Source organism: Stenotrophomonas indicatrix (genome assembly GCF_002750975.1).
Classification (GTDB): Bacteria; Pseudomonadota; Gammaproteobacteria; order Xanthomonadales; family Xanthomonadaceae; genus Stenotrophomonas; species Stenotrophomonas indicatrix.
In genome coordinates this window covers 2,114,005-2,133,070 of the sequence record NZ_PEJS01000001.1, presented here as the reverse complement: position 1 = coordinate 2,133,070, position 19,066 = coordinate 2,114,005, and the positions used below count along the sequence as shown (strand labels likewise).

The 19,066-nt window shown below is 67.9% G+C and carries 20 protein-coding genes; 16 read left to right on the top strand and 4 right to left on the bottom strand.

Annotated elements, in window-relative coordinates; all coding sequences use genetic code 11:
• The first annotated feature begins 2 nt into the window (after window positions 1-2).
• A complete protein-coding gene (modB, locus tag CR918_RS09865) occupies window positions 3-686 on the top strand; it encodes a molybdate ABC transporter permease subunit (RefSeq protein ID WP_099842661.1) in 684 nt (227 codons plus the stop codon).
• Entirely contained in the window at window positions 676-1,344 is a 669-nt protein-coding gene (locus CR918_RS09860; RefSeq protein WP_099842659.1) for a sulfate/molybdate ABC transporter ATP-binding protein, read from the top strand. Before modB ends, CR918_RS09860 begins: the two co-directional genes overlap by 11 nt.
• 516 nt (window positions 1,345-1,860) lie before the next feature.
• Here CR918_RS09860 and CR918_RS09855 read toward each other — a convergent pair.
• From CR918_RS09855 to CR918_RS09840, 4 genes are all read right to left on the bottom strand, one after another.
• On the bottom strand, window positions 1,861-3,396 hold the full coding sequence (locus tag CR918_RS09855; RefSeq protein ID WP_099842657.1) for a diflavin oxidoreductase: 1,536 nt from the start codon (window positions 3,394-3,396) through the stop codon (window positions 1,861-1,863).
• Window positions 3,393-3,821: a PAS domain-containing protein gene (locus CR918_RS09850; RefSeq protein ID WP_005409905.1), complete on the bottom strand. Its 429-nt coding sequence runs from the start codon at window positions 3,819-3,821 to the stop codon at window positions 3,393-3,395. Before CR918_RS09850 ends, CR918_RS09855 begins: the two co-directional genes overlap by 4 nt.
• A gap of 151 nt (window positions 3,822-3,972) precedes the next feature.
• Complete coding sequence (locus tag CR918_RS09845) at window positions 3,973-4,287, bottom strand: AzlD family protein (RefSeq protein ID WP_033831264.1); 315 nt, start codon at window positions 4,285-4,287, stop codon at window positions 3,973-3,975.
• Window positions 4,284-5,018 (bottom strand): AzlC family ABC transporter permease, encoded by a 735-nt coding sequence (locus CR918_RS09840; protein ID WP_099842655.1) that lies wholly within the window; start codon window positions 5,016-5,018, stop codon window positions 4,284-4,286. The genes CR918_RS09845 and CR918_RS09840 overlap by 4 nt, the downstream gene beginning before the upstream one ends.
• A 124-nt stretch (window positions 5,019-5,142) precedes the next feature.
• Between CR918_RS09840 and CR918_RS09835 the strand changes: the two genes are divergently transcribed.
• The 14 genes from CR918_RS09835 to CR918_RS09770 all read left to right on the top strand — a co-directional run bounded on the left by CR918_RS09835 (window position 5,143) and on the right by CR918_RS09770 (window position 18,903).
• A complete protein-coding gene (locus tag CR918_RS09835; RefSeq protein WP_025874361.1) occupies window positions 5,143-5,607 on the top strand; it encodes an Lrp/AsnC family transcriptional regulator in 465 nt (154 codons plus the stop codon).
• 148 nt (window positions 5,608-5,755) lie between these two features.
• Window positions 5,756-6,436, top strand: coding sequence for an STN domain-containing protein (locus CR918_RS09830; protein ID WP_032974850.1), 681 nt, complete (start codon window positions 5,756-5,758; stop codon window positions 6,434-6,436).
• A gap of 16 nt (window positions 6,437-6,452) precedes the next feature.
• Entirely contained in the window at window positions 6,453-6,983 is a 531-nt protein-coding gene (locus CR918_RS09825) for an RNA polymerase sigma factor (RefSeq protein WP_025874363.1), read from the top strand.
• A 69-nt stretch (window positions 6,984-7,052) separates the two neighbouring features.
• Entirely contained in the window at window positions 7,053-8,033 is a 981-nt protein-coding gene (locus tag CR918_RS09820; RefSeq protein ID WP_099842652.1) for a FecR family protein, read from the top strand.
• A gap of 53 nt (window positions 8,034-8,086) precedes the next feature.
• A complete protein-coding gene (locus CR918_RS09815; RefSeq protein WP_059064332.1) occupies window positions 8,087-8,638 on the top strand; it encodes a hypothetical protein in 552 nt (183 codons plus the stop codon).
• A gap of 119 nt (window positions 8,639-8,757) precedes the next feature.
• The gene (locus CR918_RS09810) at window positions 8,758-9,342 is read left to right on the top strand and encodes a hypothetical protein (RefSeq protein WP_099842650.1); all 585 of its coding nucleotides are present in this window, start codon (window positions 8,758-8,760) and stop codon (window positions 9,340-9,342) included.
• A gap of 57 nt (window positions 9,343-9,399) precedes the next feature.
• Window positions 9,400-9,837, top strand: coding sequence for a type II secretion system major pseudopilin GspG (gene gspG / locus CR918_RS09805; RefSeq protein WP_033831258.1), 438 nt, complete (start codon window positions 9,400-9,402; stop codon window positions 9,835-9,837).
• Between the two features lie 54 nt (window positions 9,838-9,891).
• Window positions 9,892-10,752, top strand: a complete 861-nt coding sequence (gspK, locus tag CR918_RS09800) for a type II secretion system minor pseudopilin GspK (protein ID WP_099844325.1) — start codon at window positions 9,892-9,894, stop codon at window positions 10,750-10,752.
• Window positions 10,749-11,915: a type II secretion system protein GspL gene (gspL, locus tag CR918_RS09795; protein ID WP_099842648.1), complete on the top strand. Its 1,167-nt coding sequence runs from the start codon at window positions 10,749-10,751 to the stop codon at window positions 11,913-11,915. Before gspK ends, gspL begins: the two co-directional genes overlap by 4 nt.
• Window positions 11,912-12,436: a type II secretion system protein GspM gene (gene gspM, locus CR918_RS09790; RefSeq protein ID WP_243379049.1), complete on the top strand. Its 525-nt coding sequence runs from the start codon at window positions 11,912-11,914 to the stop codon at window positions 12,434-12,436. The genes gspL and gspM overlap by 4 nt, the downstream gene beginning before the upstream one ends.
• Entirely contained in the window at window positions 12,433-14,808 is a 2,376-nt protein-coding gene (gene gspD / locus CR918_RS09785; protein WP_099842646.1) for a type II secretion system secretin GspD, read from the top strand. The genes gspM and gspD overlap by 4 nt, the downstream gene beginning before the upstream one ends.
• 2 nt (window positions 14,809-14,810) lie before the next feature.
• Entirely contained in the window at window positions 14,811-16,247 is a 1,437-nt protein-coding gene (gene gspE / locus CR918_RS09780) for a type II secretion system ATPase GspE (RefSeq protein WP_484600326.1), read from the top strand.
• Between the two features lie 7 nt (window positions 16,248-16,254).
• On the top strand, window positions 16,255-17,454 hold the full coding sequence (gene gspF / locus CR918_RS09775) for a type II secretion system inner membrane protein GspF (protein ID WP_099842642.1): 1,200 nt from the start codon (window positions 16,255-16,257) through the stop codon (window positions 17,452-17,454).
• A 255-nt stretch (window positions 17,455-17,709) separates the two neighbouring features.
• The gene (locus CR918_RS09770) at window positions 17,710-18,903 is read left to right on the top strand and encodes a substrate-binding domain-containing protein (RefSeq protein ID WP_025874374.1); all 1,194 of its coding nucleotides are present in this window, start codon (window positions 17,710-17,712) and stop codon (window positions 18,901-18,903) included.
• The last annotated feature ends 163 nt before the right edge of the window (window positions 18,904-19,066 follow it).

The window sequence follows — 19,066 nt, the reverse complement described above, 5'->3', positions numbered from 1 at the left end:
GGATGGACCTGGACTGGAGCGCACTGGGATTGTCGTTGAAGGTGGCCGGCTGGGCCACGGCGATCAATCTTGTTGCCGGCGTGGCACTTGGCGCGCTGCTGGCGCGACGGCGCTTTCCCGGTCGGGAACTGCTGGATTCGATACTGACCCTGCCGATGGTGCTGCCGCCGACGGTGCTGGGCTATTACCTGCTGGTGCTGATCGGGCGCAATGGCCCGATCGGCGCCTGGTTGCAGTCGTGGTTCGGCATCAACCTGGTGTTTACCTGGCAGGCGGCGGTGATCGCTGCTGCGGTGGCGTCGTTTCCGCTGGTGTTCAAACCGGCACGCGCTGCATTCGAAGAGGTGGATGGCCAGTTGGAGCAGGCCGCGCGCACGCTGGGCGTGTCCGAAGCGGCGGTGTTCTTCCGCATCACCCTGCCGCTGGCATGGCGCGGGATTCTGGCGGGCCTGCTGCTGGCGTTCGCACGGGCGATGGGTGAGTTCGGCGCCACGCTGATGGTGGCCGGCAGCATTCCGGGCCGCACGCAGACCTTGTCGATCGCCATCTATGCAGCGGTGCAGGCAGGGCAGGATGGCAAGGCCAATGCGCTGGTGATCCTGACGTCGGTGGTGTGCATCGTGATCCTGCTGCTGGCCGCGCGGCTGGTGGGCGGGCGCCGTCGGGAGCTGCGCGATGTGGCTTGACCTGCAGGTGCAGCGGCGATTGCAGGCGTCCGGCCAGACGTTCGAACTGGACGTGACACTGCAGTGCACGCAGCGGCAGGTGGTGCTGTTCGGGCCTTCCGGCGCCGGCAAGAGCCTGACGCTGAAAGCGGTGGCCGGCCTGCTGCGCCCGGAGCATGGGCATGTGCGCCTGCACGGGCAGACACTGTTCGATGCGGGAGCGGGGGTTGATCTGCCGCCGCAGCGTCGTCGACTCGGTTACGTGTTCCAGGACTACGCGCTGTTTCCGCACCTGAGCGTGCGCCAGAACGTGGCGTTCGGGATGCAGCGGGGCTGGTTGAATCCACCGCGCGGCACCCGTATCGAGGCAGTGGAGCAGTGGCTGCAGGCATTCCGGATCGAGCACGTGGCGGATCTGCTGCCGTCACAGGTATCCGGCGGACAGCGCCAGCGCACGGCGTTGGCGCGTGCACTGGTGACGCGGCCACAGGCGTTGCTGCTGGACGAACCGTTCGCAGCGCTCGACCACGACCTGCGCCAGCACCTGCGCCAGGAGCTGGAAACCGTGCTGGATGAAACCGGTATTCCGCTGCTGCTGATCAGCCACGATCCGCAGGATGTGGCCGTGTTCGGCCAGCAGGTGGCGCGTGTGGTGGACGGGCGCATCGTCGGTGGATGACGCGCGGCGGTCGTACCGGGCCATATCCTGGCGCGCCGTGTATCCACGCAGGTAGTGCCGGCCGCTGGCCGGCAGCGTCGTAGTGCGAAGAGCAGCCGGCCAGCGGCCGGCTCTACCCGAGGGACGGTTCAAATCAGGATGTGGCGGTGTTCGGCCAGCGGGTGGCGCGCGTGGTGGACGGGCGCATCGTCGGCGGATGACGCGCGGCGGTCATGCCGGGCCATATCCTGGCGTGCCGGGTAGTGCCGGCCGCTGGCCGGCAGCGTCGTAGAGCCAACAGCAGCCGGCCAGCGGCCGGCTCTACCCGAGGGACGGTTCAAATCAGGATGTGGCGGTGTTCGGCCAGCAGGTGGCGCGCGTGGTGGACGGGCGCATCGTCGGCGGATGACACGCGGCGTTTGTGCCGGGCCATATTCTGGCGCGCCGTGTATCCACGCGGGTAGTGCCGGCCGCTGGCTGGCAGCGTCGTAGCGCCAACAGCAGCCGGCCAGCGGCCGGCTCTACCCGAAGGACAGTTCAATACAGCTCGCAGTGGGTGCGGCCCTCACCGCGCAGGGCATCCCAATGGCCTTCGCCGCCGATCGCGTCGATGGCTTCGCGCATCGCACCTTCCAGGTGGCTCTTGTTGCCACACAGGTAGATGTGGCTGCCACGGGCCAGCACATCCCGCATCTGCGTGGCCTGCTGCTGCAACACATGCTGCACATAGACCTTTTGCGCCGCATCGCGCGAGAACGCTGTGTGCAGGCTGGCCAGTACGCCACGCGCCTGCCAGTCCTGCAGCTGCTCGCGGTACAGGAAGTCATGCTCGCGGTGCTTCTCGCCGAACACCAGATGGACCTCCCGTGCATCGCCGGTGGCCTGCAGTTCCTGCATCAGGCCCATCAGCGGCGCGATGCCGGTACCGGTGCCCACCAGCAGCAGAGGTGCGTTGCCGCCTTCGGGCAGGTGGAAGCCCGGATTGGAGCGGCAGTACACGCGCGCCGTGTCGCCGCCGTGCAGCAGGCTGCCGGTGGCGGTGCCGAAGCGTTCGCGGCCACGCAGGGTGTAGCGCACTTCGCGTACACACAGGCTCAGCTGGTCATCGCGCGGATGCGAGGCAATCGAGTAGGCGCGCGGCAGGCAGGGTGATAGCAGCTCGCGCAATCGCGCCAGCGGAACCGACTGCGGGGTGGCGTGGTCCTGCAGCACGTCCAGCAGGTCCAGGCCATGCAGGTAGGCGTCCAGTTCGCGTTTCTGGCTGATCTTCAGCAGGCTTTTCAGTACGTCGCTACCCCCCAGCCTGGCCAGTTCGCGCAGTACGCCCTTGCTGAGCAGGCGCAGTTCGCGGTCGCGCAGCGCGTCGACGGCGCTGGAATCGCCATACCAGCTGGCCAGGGCCTGCAGCAGCGCAGGATCGTTTTCTGCAACCAGATGCAGGGTGTCGCCGGCCCGGTAGGCCATGCCGCTGCCCGCGATGTCCAGCTGCAGGTGCCAGGCGGCGGGGGTGCTGTGATTCAGTCGGCGCCGTTCGACAATGCCGGCGGCGAACGCGTTGTCTTCGCCGTAAGCCGTCACCTGCAGGCGCAGATCCTGGCCGGCGGTCGCATCACCGTCCAGTACCTGGCCCAGCACCGGCCGCCACTGCTGGAAGAACTGTTCGTAGCCGAGGTCGGCGTCGACACGGTGCAGTAGTGGCTGCGCCTGACGATCACTCAACGCTGCATCCAGCGCCTTGGTGAAACCGCAGAAGCTGGGGTAGCCGGTATCCCCCAGGCCGAACACCGCGTAGCGCAGTCCGGGCAGGGCGGGCGCCTGTCGCAGCGATTCGAAGAAGCGCTCGCCATTGGCCGGTGGCTCGCCGTCGCCGAACGAGCTGGAGATGGCCAGCAGCACATCGCCGTGGCCGAGGCCGGCCACATCGATGTCATTGAACGGCAGGACCTGCGGTCCATGCGGCTGCAGGTCCGGGTCCGCACCCAGGCGTTGGGCCAGGGCGCGGGCGTTGCCCGACTCGGAGGCGAAACCCACCAGCAGCCGGCTGATGGGCCTGCGTGTGGGGATGGCGTTCACGCAGCCTCGTAGAAGTCGTCGAACTTTTCCTTGCTGAACTCGACAAGGTCGTAGTTCTGCATCAGGTCGTTCACCACGCGGCGGATGCTGATGTACGAGGTGATGTTGCCATCGGCGTCGAACAGTGGCTGCACGGTGGTGTCGACCACGTAGAGCACGCCGCCCTTGCCAAGGTTGGGGACGATGCCGGTCCAGGTCTTGCCGGCCTTGATGGTGTCCCACATGTCCTTGTAGACGGCCTTGGGTACGTCCGGATGGCGGACGATGCTGTGCGGCTGGCCGATCAGTTCCTCGCGCGCGAATCCGGTGAGCGTGCAGAACAGGTCGTTGGCATAGGTGATGTTGCCCTGCAGGTCGGTGGTGGAGATCACCATCACGTTCTGCATGGCGTTGAGCAGCTGGGCGTTGTCGGGGGTGTAGCTCATCGCAGGTCCTTTGGATGCCGGTGACGCCGGCGTATTGGGTTCCTGCATAGAGATACGCGCCCGTGGCGTGGGGCGGATTGATATAGGTCAAGCGTGTGCCCGGAGGGGGCTGCGACCGGCTGTCGCAGGGAGGGGCGGCGCTAGTGGGCGCTCACCCCATCACATACCGCAGCACACCCGCCGATACCACGCCGATCAGCACCGTCGGCAGCATCGACAGCCGCGTGGCCGCAAGCAACGTGATCGCCAGTGCAGCCAGATCGGCCGGCTTGTCGGCCACGAAGTCCGGGGCGATCACCGAGATCAGCACGCAGCCCGGGGCGGCTTCCATCACCGTCACCGCGCGCTTGCTCAGGGTGCGGTTGCGCAGCGCGAGGAAACCGATGATGCGGGTGAGATAGGTGGCGGCGGCCATCAGGATGATGGTCAGCACCGAGGTCCAGTGGATCAGTCCGTTGAAGATCATGCGGCGTCCTCGGCCAGCAGCCACGCAGCGGCCAGACCGGCCAGCGCGCCGCTGGCGACGTACCAGGCGCCGGGCACCAGCAGGTAGGTGCCCGCTGCCACCACCAGGCTGACCAGCCATGGCCGGGCGGCGCGCATGCCTTGCCACATGCCACGCAGTAGCACCAGGAACACGGCGGGGAAGGCCATGTCGAAGCCGTAGGCGTGGATGTCACCGAGTAGTGGGCCGACGATCGCGCCGAGCGCGGTGCACAGCACCCACACGGTGTACAGGCCGGCCGACACGCCGAGGTAGTAGGACAGGCTGAAGCCCAGTGCGCGACGGCGCGCATCGGCCACGCCCAGTGCCCAGCTTTCATCGCACATGAAGAACAGCGCCGGCAGCACGCGACGGCGCGGCAGGTGCTGTAGCAACGGCGCCAGGCTGGCACCCATCAGCAGATGGCGGCTGTTGACCAGTGCGGTGATCGCTACGATCAGCGCGATGTGTGGCGGCGAAGTCCACAGTTCGACCGCGGCGAATTCAGACCCACCGGCAAAGTTGAGGCCGGTCATCAGCGGCACTTCCAGCGCCGACAGGCCCTTCTGGGCGGCCTGGGCACCGAGCACCAGGGCGAAAGGAATGAAGCCGATCATCACCGGCACGGCGGCGCGCAGGCCGCGCAGGAATTCGGCGCGCGGTGCGGTGTCGCACACGGGATCAGGCAGGGGCAGGGTGGTTCGGGCGTCCATGGATCAACAACGGGTGGGGGTGGCCCATGCTAACGGTCCGATCACGAAATCGGGTTGCGTTGATGCCATTGAGTCGACGGAATGTGGAATATCATGCGGCCATAGGCCTGATGGGTGAAATTTCATGCAGTACCAGCTCGACAACCTCGATCGCCGCATCCTCGACGCCCTGCAGCGCGATGGTCGCCTGCAGAACCTGGAGCTTTCGCGACAGGTGGGGCTGTCGCCGTCCGCCTGCCTGCGCCGGGTCCGCCTGCTGGAAGAGGGCGGCTACATCGATCGCTACGTGGCCCTGCTCAACGCGGCGAGGATCGGGCGTGGGTTCACGGTGTTCGTCCGCGTGTGGCTGCGTGGCCAGGACGAAGACACCACCAACCACTTCATCAACAGCATCAAGTCCTTCCCGGAAGTGCTTGAATGCCATCTGATGGCGGGCGACTGCGACTTCCTGCTGCGGGTGGCGGTGGCCGACCTTGATGCGTACCGGCAGTTCCAGATACAGCACCTCAACCGGATCGCCGGGGTGCAGAACACCAAGACCGAAATCCCCATGCAGCGGATCAAGCAGACCACTGAACTGCCGGTCTGAACGGCCCGGCGCGTCCCCTGCGCGCCGCCGTCATCGCAATGACACGTGACGCCGCTACGGTTTGACCCGCTTGCCGGCCGTGCGCAGGTCGACCCGCCTGGTCGCACCGCGCTTCGCCGCTGCAGCTGATGTCGCTGCCGAGGGTCATGTGTTCTACGTCAGGGGGCTGAATGGACAGCATGCGATCAGACGTTGGAGGGTGGCGGCCGCCGCCGGGTTGCTGTTCGCCTTCGCTGCCGCCGCACAGGACGACATCCGCGCCTATGACATTCCCGCGCAGCCGCTGGAACAGGCGGTCGAGCGCTTCAGCGTCGTCAGCGGCTGGTCGGTGATGTATCCCGGCGACCTCGGCACGGGCCGCAGCAGCCATCCGCTGCAGGCCAGCCTGCCGCCACTGCAGGCGCTGCAGGTGGTGCTGCAGGATACGGGTGTCGAGGCCGAGCTGATCGGCGCGCAGCGCGTGGTCCTGCGCCGCGCCGCACGCGCCGCTGCCGAGGCCTCTGCGACCGGTGTGGCCAACGACCTCGGGCAGCGTCGCCGCTTCGGCGACCTGCAACAGCGGCTGCGCACTGCGTTCTGTGGCGACCCTGACCTTGCACCGGGCGCCTATGCGGCGACGCTGCGCTTCCGCATTGCCAACGACGGCCAGGTGCAGGAACCCGAACTGCTTGCCGGCAGCGGCAGCACCCGCCGCGATGCGCGTCTTCTGCAGGCGATGCAGGCGCTGCGGCTGGACGCCGATGCTGCCGCGCTGCCGCAGCCGGTGACCCTGCAGATCCGTCCTTCCAGCGCGGGCCACGACTGTGGCCGGCGCCCGCCCCAACCATGACGTCAAGGAATCGAACATGAGCAACAGCACGGCTGGGGCGGTAGACCTGATGGACCATCTGCTGGGCGCGTACGACGAACTGAAGCGCCGCCTGGTGCGCAAGCTGGGCTCGGAAGAGCTGGCCGGCGACGCGCTGCAGGACACCTGGATGCGCCTGAGCACGCGCCGCGATCGCCTGGACCCGGTACAGAACCCCGCCGCGTACCTGCTGCGCATGGCGATGAACACCGTGATCGACCGCCAGCGCGCCGACCATCGCCTGCTGAGCCTGGAAGAAGTGGATACGTTGATGGACATGGCCGATCCCGGCCCGGGGCCGGCACAGGCGGCCGAGCAGGAGATGGCGCTGGAAGACATGGTCGGCCTGCTGCAGCGGATGCCCGAGCGCCGCCGCCGGATACTGCTGGCGATCCGCGTGGACGGCCTGCAGCAGCGCGATGTGGCCGAGCACCTGGGCGTCTCGTTGCGGCTGGTGCAGCGTGAGCTGAAAGCCGCACAGGATTACCTGGCCGAACGCAGCGGGCAGGGACGGCAGGTGCGGTTCTGAGGCACGGCATCCGTCTACACTTTGACGCCGAGCAGAACCCCGCAGCGTGCGGGGACGGCAAGAGCCCTCATGGACGCTGACGATCAACCGCACCGCCCGCTCGACGCCGTGGAGCGCCAGGCCCACGCGTGGGTGGTACGGTTGACCTCGGGCGAAGCCACTGCGGCCGATGCCAGGAAATTCCACCAATGGTGCGAGGCCGATCCCGGCCATCGGCACGCCTTTGCGCGCGCGAAACGGCAATGGGAACAGGTACGCCTGGCCGGTGAGCAGCTGCCTGCCGCTGCGCGCCAGCCGCAGCCTGCAACCCCGGCACAACGCTGGAGCCGGCGCGCATTCCTGGGTGCGGCCGTGGCGGCACCTGCGAGCCTGGCCGTGGTGGCTGCGCTGCACCCGCCACTGGGCCTGTGGCCTTCGGTGACGGCGATGACCGCCGATTTCCATACCGGTACCGGCGAGCGGCTGCAGATTGCGCCGACGCCGCACCTGAAGATCGAACTGGATACGCAGAGCAGCCTGCGCCGGCGCAGTGATGCCCAGGGTGAAGGCTTCGAGCTGGTGCAGGGACAGGCGGCGATCGAGGCCGCTGCGGGAGCGCGCCTGGCGCTGTTCGCCGGGCCGGGTTGCCTGGTGGCCGACGAGGGCGCAGCACGCCTGGATGTGCGCAATACCGATGGCCAGGTGCGCGTGACCTGCCTGCGCGGCAGCGTGCGCATCGAGCATCCGCAAGGTCGCCTGCAGCTGCAGGCCGGCCAGCAGACGGTGTATGACGAGCGCCTCAGTGGCGTGGTGGCCGAAGCCGTGGCGGCCGAAGTCAGCGCGTGGACCGAAGGCATGCTGGTGTTCCGCCGCGCGCCACTGCGTGAGGTGGTGGCCGAGATCAACCGCTACCGGCGCGGCAAGGTGCTGCTGGGCGAATCCGCATTGGCGCGGGCGCCGGTCAGTGGTCGCTTCCGCATTGATGATCCGGATGCCGCACTGGAGCAGCTCGGGCAGACGCTGTCACTCGGCCTGCGTCGCTTTCCCGGTGGAATTGCCGTCTTGGGGTAAGACCCTGGCTGCGCGCGACGCGCACGCCCGCTGCATGCATGGAGAGGCCAAGGATGCGCAACGAGACCATCGGTGTGTTGGATCTGCGCCGCAATCTGTCGGCGCTGCTGGAAACCACCCAGCGGCGGCCGCTGATGGTGCACCGCTATGGCGCGCCGTGGGTATGCGTGGTGTCCGACCCGCAGTGGCGGCAGCAGGCGGTGCTGCTGGAGTTCGAGCCACAGGACCATCCGTTGGCGATGCTGCTGCGGTTGCAGCGGCAGGCGCTGCCACTTTCGGAATCGGGAATGCTGCCTGCTGCTGCACTGGCACGTGCCTTGTTGCTGATGGCCATGCACGGCATCGAGGGTCTGGCGGCACTTCACGATCACGTGCGCTACCACCGGTTGTGGCACTGGTTCGTGGCCGCCAGCGATGCGCAGATGGAGGGATGGCAGCTGCCACTGCTGCAGGCGACGACGGCGGCGCTGCTGGATGACGCGGACGCGATGCACGCGCTGGCGGCATTCGCGCAGCGCAGCGACGTTGCCGTGCTGGCCCGGCGGTGTGGCGGAGAGGCGCCGCGCCTGGACCTGCAAGCCTGCAGGCGGATGACGTTGCGGTGACATTCCCGCGATGCTGCCACGCACTGCTCAACATCGCATTCGTGCTGTCGCTTCGGCTGCCTTGCTGACGTCTTCTGCAGAGTACGACGCTCCCGCGTCGCGGAGCGCAGGCGACGCCGATGAACGACAGTCGCAGGATCAGCATGCTGGAGCTGGACCGCCACCTGAGCCAGTCGCTGGACCAGGCGCGGCACGCCCCAGTGAATGTGCAGCGCTATGGGCAGCCGTGGGTGTGGATGCTGTCCAGCGATGCCTGGGCCGATGCGGCAAGGTGGTCAGCGCTGGATGTCAGCGGCCATCCGTTGATGCTGCTGCGGCAGGCGCTGGACGCATGCCTGCAGCCGTGGCCTGAAGCGGCCTTGGCCACGCTTGCGCAGGAGAGCGCGGAGGTGCGCATGGTGCAGCGTGCGGTGCTGCTGATCGCGCTGTGCGCCCCTGGCAGCGGGCAGCGCCTGCACGACGATCTTCGCTATCACCAGGTGTACCGGCAATTCATCGGCTTCGATCATGGCATGGCCTGGTCGCCCCTGCAGTGCATGCGCCTGCTGCAGGCGTGTGCCGCGCCACTGCTGCAGCGCTGCGTGGAGGAAACGCTTGCTCGCGTTCCGTCGTCGCTGCTGGACGCTGCCTGCGTGGGGAATGCGCGCGGTGTGGGTGATCGGCTGCAGGAACGGCCGATTTCCGCAGGATGTTTATCGTACTGACACATGCGCCGCTGACCATGGGGCGGCGGTCTCTTCCAGGATGATGAGGGCGGAACAATGGCAATGCAGATGGGTGGTCGCAGGGCTCGGCAGCAGGGCTTCAGCCTGATCGAGATCATGGTGGTGGTGGTCATCATCGGCATTCTGGCTGCACTGATCGTGCCCCGGCTGATGGATCGCCCCGACCAGGCCCGCGTGGTGGCGGCACGCCAGGACATCGCCGCACTGATGCAGGCCATGAAGCTGTACCGGCTGGACAATGGGCGTTACCCCAGTGCCGGGCAGGGGCTGCAGGCGCTGCTGAAACCGCCGCAGGGCAGCGGCGCGATGCCGGTCACGCCGTACCTCGACCGCCTGCCGGATGACCCGTGGGGGCACCCCTACCAGTACCAGAACCCCGGCACGCACGGCGATATCGACGTGTTCTCGCTGGGGGCCGACAGCAAGCCCGGCGGTGAGGCCGGCAACGCGGACATCGGTTCCTGGCAGTTGTGAGGCCGGACAATGGCACGCCGGAACATTCCAGGTGCGTTTGCCCGCCAGCAGGGCATGGCGGTGATCGTGGCGATGCTGGTGGTGGCACTGGTGGCGGTGATCGCCACTGCGCTGCTGACCCGGCAGGCCGTACAGCTGCGCGCGGTACGCAGCGACCAGCTGCGCATGCAGGTACGCATGGCGGTGGACGCCACGCTGGAGCGCGCGGCGCAGCAGTTGCGTGACGACGCGCGCGAGCAGTTGACTACCGTTGGCAGTGGACGCTGGGCGCGGCCGGTGCAGCTGCAGGCGCCACTGCCGGTGCACCTGCAGCTGGTGGACGCGCAGTCGAGGTTCAACCTGCGCACGCTGCTGGCTGACGGCCAGCCTGCCGCAGAGGCACTGCGTGCGTTCACTTCGCTGTGTGTGGGGCAGGGGCTGCCCCGCGCTGCCTGTGCCAGCGCCGCAACGCAGGTCCAGTCGCGCCTGCGCGATGGCGATCGGCATGCGCGGGCACCGTTGCCGCGTGAGTCGCTGATTGAACAGGTGCTGGCAGGCGCCGATCCGGTGGCGATACAGGCACTGGCGCGGCGTACGGTGGTGCTGCCAGCGCAGACCCTGGTCAACGCCAATACAGGGGACATCGCCGTACTGCAGGCGGTTGCACCCGGGGTGGATGCCGGGCGCCTGCAGGCGCTGCTGGGCGAGCGCGATCGTGGCCACTGGCTGCTCAACCGCGGTGACATCGCCAACCGGCTGCAGCTGAGCAACGAACAGATGGCGCTGATGCCGCTGGGTATCCACAGCGAGTGGTTCCTGGCGGTAGGCCAGGTACAGGCAGACGGTGCATCCGTGGATTTCCGCGCGTTGATCTGGCGCGAGTTCCGCGACGACAGCGTGCGTGTGCAACGGGTATGGACAAGGATCGGTGCATGAGCCTGCAGCTGAGAGTGCGCCTGCCGGCGCTGGAACGATTGGATGGGGACAGCGCGGTTGAGTGGGCGCAGCTGCACAAGGACCGCGTGCTGGCCACGGGCAGCGACCCTCTGTCTACGCTGGGCCGGCGCTTTCCGCAGGCGAGGGTGCATGCGAGCCTTGATCCGCAGGACCTGATCCTGCTTGAGCTGCAGCTGCCGCCGCTGCCCGGGCGACGCCTGCAGGCCGCCCTGCAGGGTGAAGTGGAAGCGATGCTGCTGGATGATCTGCAGGAGGTGGCGCTGGGCCATGGCACCCAGGCGGCCGATGGCACGGTGGCGGTGGCGTGGCTTGGCCTGCAGGCGATTGCGCGCGTACAGCAGCAGCTGCAGGAGTGCGGGCTGCAGTTGCAGGCGCTGCACCCAACGCCCTTGCTGCTGCCGTGGGCGGTCGGGCAGGTCACCCTGCAGCTGTGTGGTGAGCAGGTGCTGGTCCGCTGTGGCCGTGATCGTGGCTTCGTGCAGTGGTGCGGTGGGCGTGACCTGGCCTCGGTGATGCAGGTGCTGGCCGTGCGCTTGCAGCAGGCCGGGGTGCAGGCAGTGCAGTGGATCGATGGCGTGCCGCCCGCTTGGGCCGAGCGTCTGCCGGCCAGCGTGCTGACGCAGGCGGTGCAGTGCAGCGGTCCGCTGCCTGGCTGGTCACTGCCGTTGCCGGCCTCGGGTGCAGGTGCGCCACGCGTGGCCATCGGTCTTGCGCTGGCGGCGGCGGTGCTGGCTGCACTGGGCCTGCAACTGCAGGTGTCGCGCTGGCACAGCGAGGGTGAAGCCCTGCAGCATGACATGGCGCGGCAGTTCAGCACGCACTTCCCCGAGATCCACGATGTTGTCGATCCGGTGGTGCAGGCACGGCGGGCACTGGCAGCGCCGGCAGCGCCACGGGCACTTCCTGCCGTGCAGCAGCAGGTTGCCGGCGTGCTGCAGGCCATCCCCGAGTTGGCTGGCCAGGTTCGCAGCCTGCGCTATCAACCGGGCCAGATGGAATTGGAACTGGACGCTGACGCGCAGGTGTTGGCCGAGGACGCGCAACGGCTGGAGCGCTGGCAGCAGGCGATGCAGGCACAAGGGTTGCAGCTTGCGCACGAAGCCGGTGGCCGCTTGCGGATCAGCAGCGGGACTGCGCCGTGACCACAGCGGAACTACGGCCGGCGGGCTTCGTGCGCGGACTGTCGCAGCGTTGGCAGCGGCTGGCGGCGCGCGAGCGCGCGATGCTGCTGTTGATGGCTGCGGCGATAGCGGCGGCCGCACTGTGGCTGGGCTGGCTGCAGCCGCTGCTTAAACAGCGCAGCCATTGGCAGGCTGAGCTTCCACGGCTGCAGGCGCAGGCGGCTGCACTTGCACCGCTGCTGCGCGCCCGTGAACAGCAGCAGGCGCAAGGCCGGCGGCCGACACTTGCAGGCCTGCGCCAACAGATCACCGCTGCCGGCCTGGCGGGCAGCCTGCATATCGAAACGCGCGACGGGCGCTGGCACCTGCAGGTGCGCAGTGTGCCCGCCGATGCGCTCTGGAACTGGCTGCTGCCCTTGCTGGCCGACCCGGCCATCGAACTGCAGCAACTGCAACTGCAACGAACAGGGGACGCGAACATGCCGGCGGCACGGATTTCCGGAAACATCGTGATGGCCGCCCAGGGCGGTGGCCATCCATGAAGGCGATGCGCAGCCTGGGCTGCAGCGCGGCATTGGCACTGGTGGTGGGCCTGGCCCATCTTCCGGCGCCGGTGCAGGCGCAGGACGCCAATGGCGAACCGGTGCAGCTGAACCTGGTGGACACCGATATCGGTGGGGTGCTGCGCATGGCGGCACGCTTCACCGGCCGCCAGTTCCTGGTCGACCCCCGGGTGAGCGGCAAGATGACCGTGGTCTCCGATGGGCCGGTCAGCCGCGTGCAGGCTTACCAGCTGCTGCTGGGTGCATTGCGCATGCGCGGCTTCGCCGTGGTTGAAAGCGGGGGAGTCAGCCGGGTGGTGCCGCAGGCCGATGCCAAGCTGCTGGGCGGCCGCGTTGGTGCCGGTGGTGCGGGCGGCGAGATAGCCACGCGCACGTTTGCCCTGCGCTACGAGAGTGCCGCGGCGCTGGTGGCGGTGCTGCGGCCGATGATCACCGCGGACAATCCGATCACCGCCAACCCCGGCAACAACACGCTGGTCATCACCGACTACGCCGACAACCTGGAGCGCATCGCGCGGGTCATCGCCAGCGTGGATACACCGGCCGGCATGGACACCGACGTGGTGAAGCTGCAGCAGGGCATTGCCGTGGACGTGGCGGCGATGGTCGCACCGCTGCTGGATGCGCAGGGCGCGGAGCCGGCGCAGAAGGTGGTGGTGATGGCCGACCCGCGCAGCAACAGCGTGCTGCTGCGTTCCAGCAGCCCGGGCCGCACGCGCCTGGCGCGGCAGCTGGTGGAGAAGCTGGACAAGGCCCAGGACGAGTCCGGCAACCTGCATGTGGTGTACCTGCGCAACGCCCAGGCCACCCAGCTGGCCGGGGTGCTGCGGGGCGTGGTGGCAGGGCAGAGCGATGCGCCGGCAATGGGCAGCAGCGACGGCATCACTGCATTGCCGGGCGAGACCAGCCGCAATGCCAGCCCGCCGGCGCAGCCTGCACAGGGCAAGAACAAAGGCAATGCGCTGGAATCGCCGCGGCTTGATCCCGGCCGTCGCGAACCGATCGATGCCGGCAGCACCGGCTTCAGCCAGAACGGCATTTCGGTGCAGGCCGACATCGCAACCAACACCTTGCTGATCTCTGCCCCGGAGCCGGTGTACCGCAACCTGCGGCGGGTGATCGACCAGCTGGACCAGCGTCGGGCGCAGGTGCTGGTGGAGAGCCTGATCGTGGAGGTCAACCAGACCGACGCCGCCGAACTGGGCGTGCAATGGATGCTGGGCAACGGCCGCACCTTCGGTGGCACCCACTTCGGCGGCACCACCGGCGGCAGTGGGCTGAACACCACCGCGCGCACCACGCTCGACGTGCTGCCGAAGGACGGGCTGAACATCGGCGTGATCGACGGCACGATCAACCTGCCGGGCGTCGGCCAGATCCTCAACATGAAGGCGCTGGCCAATGCCCTGCAGAGCAAAGGCGGCGCCAACATCCTCTCCACGCCGAACCTGATGACGCTGGACAACGAGGCGGCCAGCATCATGGTCGGGCAGACCGTGCCCTTCGTCAGTGGCCGCTATGTGACCGATGGCGGCGGTGGCAGCAACAACCCGTTCCAGACCATCGAACGCGAGGACGTGGGCCTGAAGCTGCGGGTGCGCCCGCAGATTTCCGAGGGCGGCACGGTGAAGCTGGACATCTACCAGGAAGTCAGCAGCATCGATGCGCAGAGCTCGGGCAGCGCCGGCATCATCACCAACAAGCGGGCGCTGGACACCAGCGTGCTGCTCGATGACGGCCAGATCATGGTGCTGGGCGGCCTGCTGGAAGACAGCGTCAGCCATGGCCGCGATGCCGTGCCGGGGCTGGGGAAGATCCCGGTGCTGGGCGCGCTGTTCCGCAGCGATACGCGCAAGCGGGCCAAGACCAACCTGATGGTGTTCCTGCGCCCGCACGTGGTGCGCGACCCGGCCGCCGGACAGCGCCTGACGCGCGATCGCTACGACTACATGCGCAACGCCCAGGCCGCTGCACAACCGGTACAGAGCTGGGCGTTGCCGGCACTGTCGGCACCGCAGCTGCCGCCGCAGGACCTGTCGGTGCTGGGCCAGGGCAATGCACGCGATGGCCAGGGCCAGCCGCCGCAGAACGGCAGCCTTGCGGCGTTGTATCCGGCCAGCGAGGGCGTTGTGCAGGTGGTGCAGTTCGCGCAGGGGCTGGATGCAGCGCGTGCCACGCAGGCCGTGGCACAGGTGCGCGCGCTTGGCCTGCAGGCCTATGCCGAAACCACGCCGGGCGAAACCGGACAGCGACTGCGGGTGCGGGTGGCACGCGACCCGGCCACGCTCGACCCGGCGCTGCAGCAGCTGCGCGGGCTGGGCTACACCCCGGAACTGGTCATCGGCCCATGAGCATGGCCACGCCGCCGCCAGCGCTGCCGTATGCCTGGGTGCGCAGCCACGGCGTGATGCTGGCCGAAGCAGGCGGCGCGCCGGTCCTGCTGGGAACTGCCGAGACCGCCGCCTGGGCGGTGGCCGAACTGCGCCGCCGGCACGGGCCGCTGCCGTTCCAGGTGCTGGATGCGGCGGCCTGGCAGCAGCGGTTGGGCGAGCAGTATCGTGACGGTGGCGATGCCGCTGCACTGGTCGGCGCGGCCGAAAGTGAAGTCGATCTCGACCGGCTGATGCAGGACATGCCCGAAGTGACCGATCTGCTGGATGCACAGGACGACGCGCCGGTGATCCGCATGATCAACGCCCTGCTAGCACAGGCCGCGCGTGACGGTGCAAGCGATCTGCACATCGAACCTTTCGAAACGCATTCGGTGGTGCGCTACCGCGTCGATGGCACCCTGCGTGACATGGTGCAGCCACGACGTGCGTTGCACGCGGCGCTGGTCTCGCGCATCAAGATCATGGCCCACCTGGATATCGCCGAGAAGCGCCTGCCGCAGGATGGGCGCATTGCGATCCGCGTGGGGGGCCGGCCGCTGGATATCCGCGTCTCCACCGTGCCCACCGGGCACGGCGAACGGGCGGTGCTGCGCCTGCTGGAAAAGGATGCCGGGCGGTTGAAGCTGCAACGCCTCGGCATGGCCGACGATACGCTGGCCACCTTCACCGGGTTGATCCGCCAGCCGCATGGCATCGTGCTGGTGACCGGGCCGACCGGCAGTGGCAAGACCACATCGCTGTATGCGGCACTGGGGCAGCTCGACAGCAGCACCAGCAACATCCTCACGGTGGAAGACCCGGTGGAGTACGACTTTGCCGGTATCGGCCAGATCCAGGTCAACGCGCGCATCGGCATGAGTTTCGGCACCGCATTGCGCGCGATCCTGCGCCAGGATCCGGACACCATCATGATCGGCGAGATCCGTGACCTGGAAACGGCGCAGATCGCGGTGCAGTCGTCGCTGACCGGTCACGGCGTGCTGGCATCGCTGCATACCAACGATGCGATTTCGGCGGTGACCCGACTGGCGGACATGGGCGTGGAACCTTTCCTGCTGGCCTCATCGTTGCGTGGCGTGCTGGCGCAGCGGCTGGTGCGCAGGCTGTGCCTGCAGTGCCGGCGTGCCGAAGTGGATGCCGAGGACCGCACCGTGTGGCGGGCCGTAGGCTGCCCCGCCTGTGCGAACAGCGGCTACCGCGGGCGCACCGGTATCCACGAACTGTTCGTGGTGGATGAGCGCGTGCGGGCACTGATCCATGAAGGGCAGGGCGAACCTGCGCTGCGCGAGGCCGCGCGGCGCGCCGGCATGCGCACCCTGCGCCAGGACGGGCAGCGCTGGGTCGACAGCGGGGTGACTACGCTGGAGGAGATCCTGCGCGTGACCGGCGACGACTGAGGCGCGCATGGCACTGTTCGACTACCAGGCCGTCAACGCACAGGGGCGCATCGAGAAGGGGCAGCTGGACGCCGACAACGCGCGCGGCGTGCGCCAGCAACTGCGCGGGCGTGGGCTGACACCGGTACAGGTATCAGCCGCACGAAATTCCGGCAGTGGCTGGGGCACGCGCAGACTATCGGCCAGCGAACTGGCCTGGGCCACGCGGCAACTTGCCAGCCTGCTGGCCGCCAGCCTGCCGCTGGAAAGCGCGTTGAGCGCGGTGATCGAACAGGCCGAACGCCCGCACGTTGCACAGGCACTCACTGCGGTGCGTGCCGATGTGCGCGCCGGCCAACGGTTGACCGTGGCGCTGGCGGCGCGGCCGCGCGACTTTCCTGCGATCTATCGTGCCCTGGTGGGTGCGGGCGAAGATTCCGGCGATCTGGCGCGGGTGATGGAGCGCCTGGCCGACTACATCGAAGAACGCAATGCACTGCAGGCCAAGGTGCTGACGGCATTCATCTACCCGGCGGCGATCAGCCTGGTGTCGGTAGCGATCGTGATCTTCCTGCTCAGCTACGTGGTTCCCCAGGTAGTGACTGCGTTCGTGCAGGCGCGGCAGACGCTGCCGATGCTGACCCAGGTGATGCTGGCGGCCAGTGCGTTCGTACGCGCATGGGGCATATGGACGGGATTGGGCATCGGCGCGCTGGTGGTGGGCTGGCGGCTGGCACTGCGGCGGCCGGATCTTCGCCTGCGCTGGGACACCCTGCTGCTGCGCGTACCGATGGTGGGGCGCTTCGTGCTGGGCGTGAACAGCGCACGCTTCGCATCGACACTGGCGATCCTGCTTGATGCCGGTGTGCCCTTGCTGCGCGCACTGGACGCCGCACGACAGACACTGGGCAATGCGCTGCTGGCGCGCTGTGCCGATGATGTGGCCGCACGCGTGCGCGAAGGTACTTCGCTTGGCGCTGCGCTGAAGGTGCAGAAAGTGTATCCGCCGATCCTGGTGCATCTGGTGGCCAGTGGCGAGAAGACCGGTTCATTGGCGCCGTTGCTCGACCGCGCTGCACAGACCATCTCGCGCGAGATCGAACGCCGCGCGATGGCACTCACTACATTGCTGGAGCCCACGATGATCCTGGTGATGGGGGGCGTGGTGCTGACCATCGTGCTGGCCGTGCTGATGCCGATCATGGAAATGAACCAGCTGGTGCAGTGATGCGCGAAGCGCATCACGGGTAGCGACGGGCCATGGCCGGCGAGCGCGCAGCGCGGCAGGCTTTCGATTCTCCACATAATCCTCCACACCTTTTCTCGATCTTCCACAGGTTTCTTAAGCGGCCTGTCATCGGCGGCGACCAGCATGTCCCTGTCGCCGCAGAGTGGGCTGGGAGGCCCTCGGCGGCAGCAGGCGTGTAGTGACCGTTCCTCCCTTGGTGTTTCACCTTCGCAGTAAACCCTTCAGGAGAAGATCATGACCAAGTACAAGACCCTGGCCGCGCTGGTTGCTACCGCGCTGCTCGCCACTGCTGGTGCCGCGTCGGCCCAGACCGCTGTCACCGGCGGCGGCGCTTCGCTGCCGGCCGACCTCTACAAGGGCCAGGCCGACAGCATCCTGCCGGCCAACTTCAGCTACGCCGTGACCGGTTCGGGCACCGGCAAGAAGGCCTTCCTGGAAAACAACTCGGCGCTGTTCTCGACCACCGGTACCGTGCATTTCGCCGGCAGCGATTCGGTGCTGAGCAGCACCGAGCTGAGCACCTACAACAGCACCTACAACGTGGCTGGCGATGCCAACCGCTTCGGCGCGCTGGTGCAGATCCCGTCGGTCGCCACCTCGGTCACCATCCCGTTCAACAAGGCCGGTTCGGCGGTTGATCTGTCGGTCACCCAGATCTGCGGCATCTTCTCCGGCAAGATCAATGACTGGAGCCAGCTGGCTGGTTCGGGCCGTACCGGTGCCCTGCAGGTTGTCTACCGTGGCGAGAGCAGCGGTACCAGCGAGCTGCTGGCCCGCTTCCTGACCAGCGCCTGCCAGCCGGCGGACGTCTCCGGCACCACCCTGAAGCTGACGAACGGCGTGCCGGCGTTCTCGGTGCAGTCGACCTTCGCCAACCTGTTCACCACCGTGCCGTCGAACTTCATCGCCGCGCCGGCCACCGGTGGCACCTCGCTGTACAACGCGGTGTACGCCGTTGACGGCCGCATCGGCTACGTTGGCCCGGACGTCATCCCGAGCCTGACCGATGCCACCAAGGTGGCCAAGGTCAAGTCCTTCTCGCCGGATGAAGTGAGCGTGCAGGCGACCCTGGAAACCGCTGCGCCGCCGACCGGCGCCGCTGCTGAAAATCCCGCCAACTGGGTGCCGGTGTTTGGCAACCCGAGCGCGGGCTACCCGATCGCTGGCTACACCAACTTCGTGTTCGGCCAGTGCTACAAGAACGCCACTGTCGGCGCCAACGTGCGTGGCTTCCTGACCCGCCATTACGGCAGTGTCGTGGTCGCCGGCGTCGAGCAGGGCCCGAACGATGCGGCCATCCGCGCGCACAAGTTCATCCCGCTGACCAAGGCCTGGCGTGATGCGGTCCGTGCGCGCTTCGCGACTGCCAGCAATGCTGGCGCCGTGAACAACCCGAGCACCTGCGCCAGCATCGGCCGTCCGCTGTAACTGTCTGCAAGGCAACACCTGCTGATCGAAGCGCCGGCCGAAATGCCGGCGCTTTCCTTCGTGGTGGCACCGCATCCGCGCTGAGCTGTCGTCTTCACGCCGCGGCCACCGTCTATCAGGTGCAGGGCATGCGTTACGCAGGCCCCCTTCGTACTCGCCGCGG

Bases quoted from the DNA above. Each gene is read 5' to 3' on its own strand.
- CR918_RS09840 (WP_099842655.1), bottom strand. From the start codon at position 5,018: ATGGACGCCCGAACCACCCTGCCCCTGCCTGATCCCGTGTGCGACACC.
- gspE (WP_484600326.1), top strand. From the start codon at position 14,811: ATGGCCACGCCGCCGCCAGCGCTGCCGTATGCCTGGGTGCGCAGCCAC.
- gspL (WP_099842648.1), top strand. From the start codon at position 10,749: ATGAGCCTGCAGCTGAGAGTGCGCCTGCCGGCGCTGGAACGATTGGAT.
- gspG (WP_033831258.1), top strand. From the start codon at position 9,400: ATGGCAATGCAGATGGGTGGTCGCAGGGCTCGGCAGCAGGGCTTCAGC.
- gspF (WP_099842642.1), top strand. From the start codon at position 16,255: ATGGCACTGTTCGACTACCAGGCCGTCAACGCACAGGGGCGCATCGAG.
- gspK (WP_099844325.1), top strand. From the start codon at position 9,892: ATGGCGGTGATCGTGGCGATGCTGGTGGTGGCACTGGTGGCGGTGATC.
- CR918_RS09835 (WP_025874361.1), top strand. From the start codon at position 5,143: ATGCAGTACCAGCTCGACAACCTCGATCGCCGCATCCTCGACGCCCTG.
- modB (WP_099842661.1), top strand. From the start codon at position 3: ATGGACCTGGACTGGAGCGCACTGGGATTGTCGTTGAAGGTGGCCGGC.
- CR918_RS09770 (WP_025874374.1), top strand. From the start codon at position 17,710: ATGACCAAGTACAAGACCCTGGCCGCGCTGGTTGCTACCGCGCTGCTC.
- CR918_RS09850 (WP_005409905.1), bottom strand. From the start codon at position 3,821: ATGAGCTACACCCCCGACAACGCCCAGCTGCTCAACGCCATGCAGAAC.
- CR918_RS09845 (WP_033831264.1), bottom strand. From the start codon at position 4,287: ATGATCTTCAACGGACTGATCCACTGGACCTCGGTGCTGACCATCATC.
- gspD (WP_099842646.1), top strand. From the start codon at position 12,433: ATGAAGGCGATGCGCAGCCTGGGCTGCAGCGCGGCATTGGCACTGGTG.
- CR918_RS09810 (WP_099842650.1), top strand. From the start codon at position 8,758: ATGAACGACAGTCGCAGGATCAGCATGCTGGAGCTGGACCGCCACCTG.
- CR918_RS09815 (WP_059064332.1), top strand. From the start codon at position 8,087: ATGCGCAACGAGACCATCGGTGTGTTGGATCTGCGCCGCAATCTGTCG.
- CR918_RS09860 (WP_099842659.1), top strand. From the start codon at position 676: ATGTGGCTTGACCTGCAGGTGCAGCGGCGATTGCAGGCGTCCGGCCAG.
- CR918_RS09820 (WP_099842652.1), top strand. From the start codon at position 7,053: ATGGACGCTGACGATCAACCGCACCGCCCGCTCGACGCCGTGGAGCGC.
- CR918_RS09825 (WP_025874363.1), top strand. From the start codon at position 6,453: ATGAGCAACAGCACGGCTGGGGCGGTAGACCTGATGGACCATCTGCTG.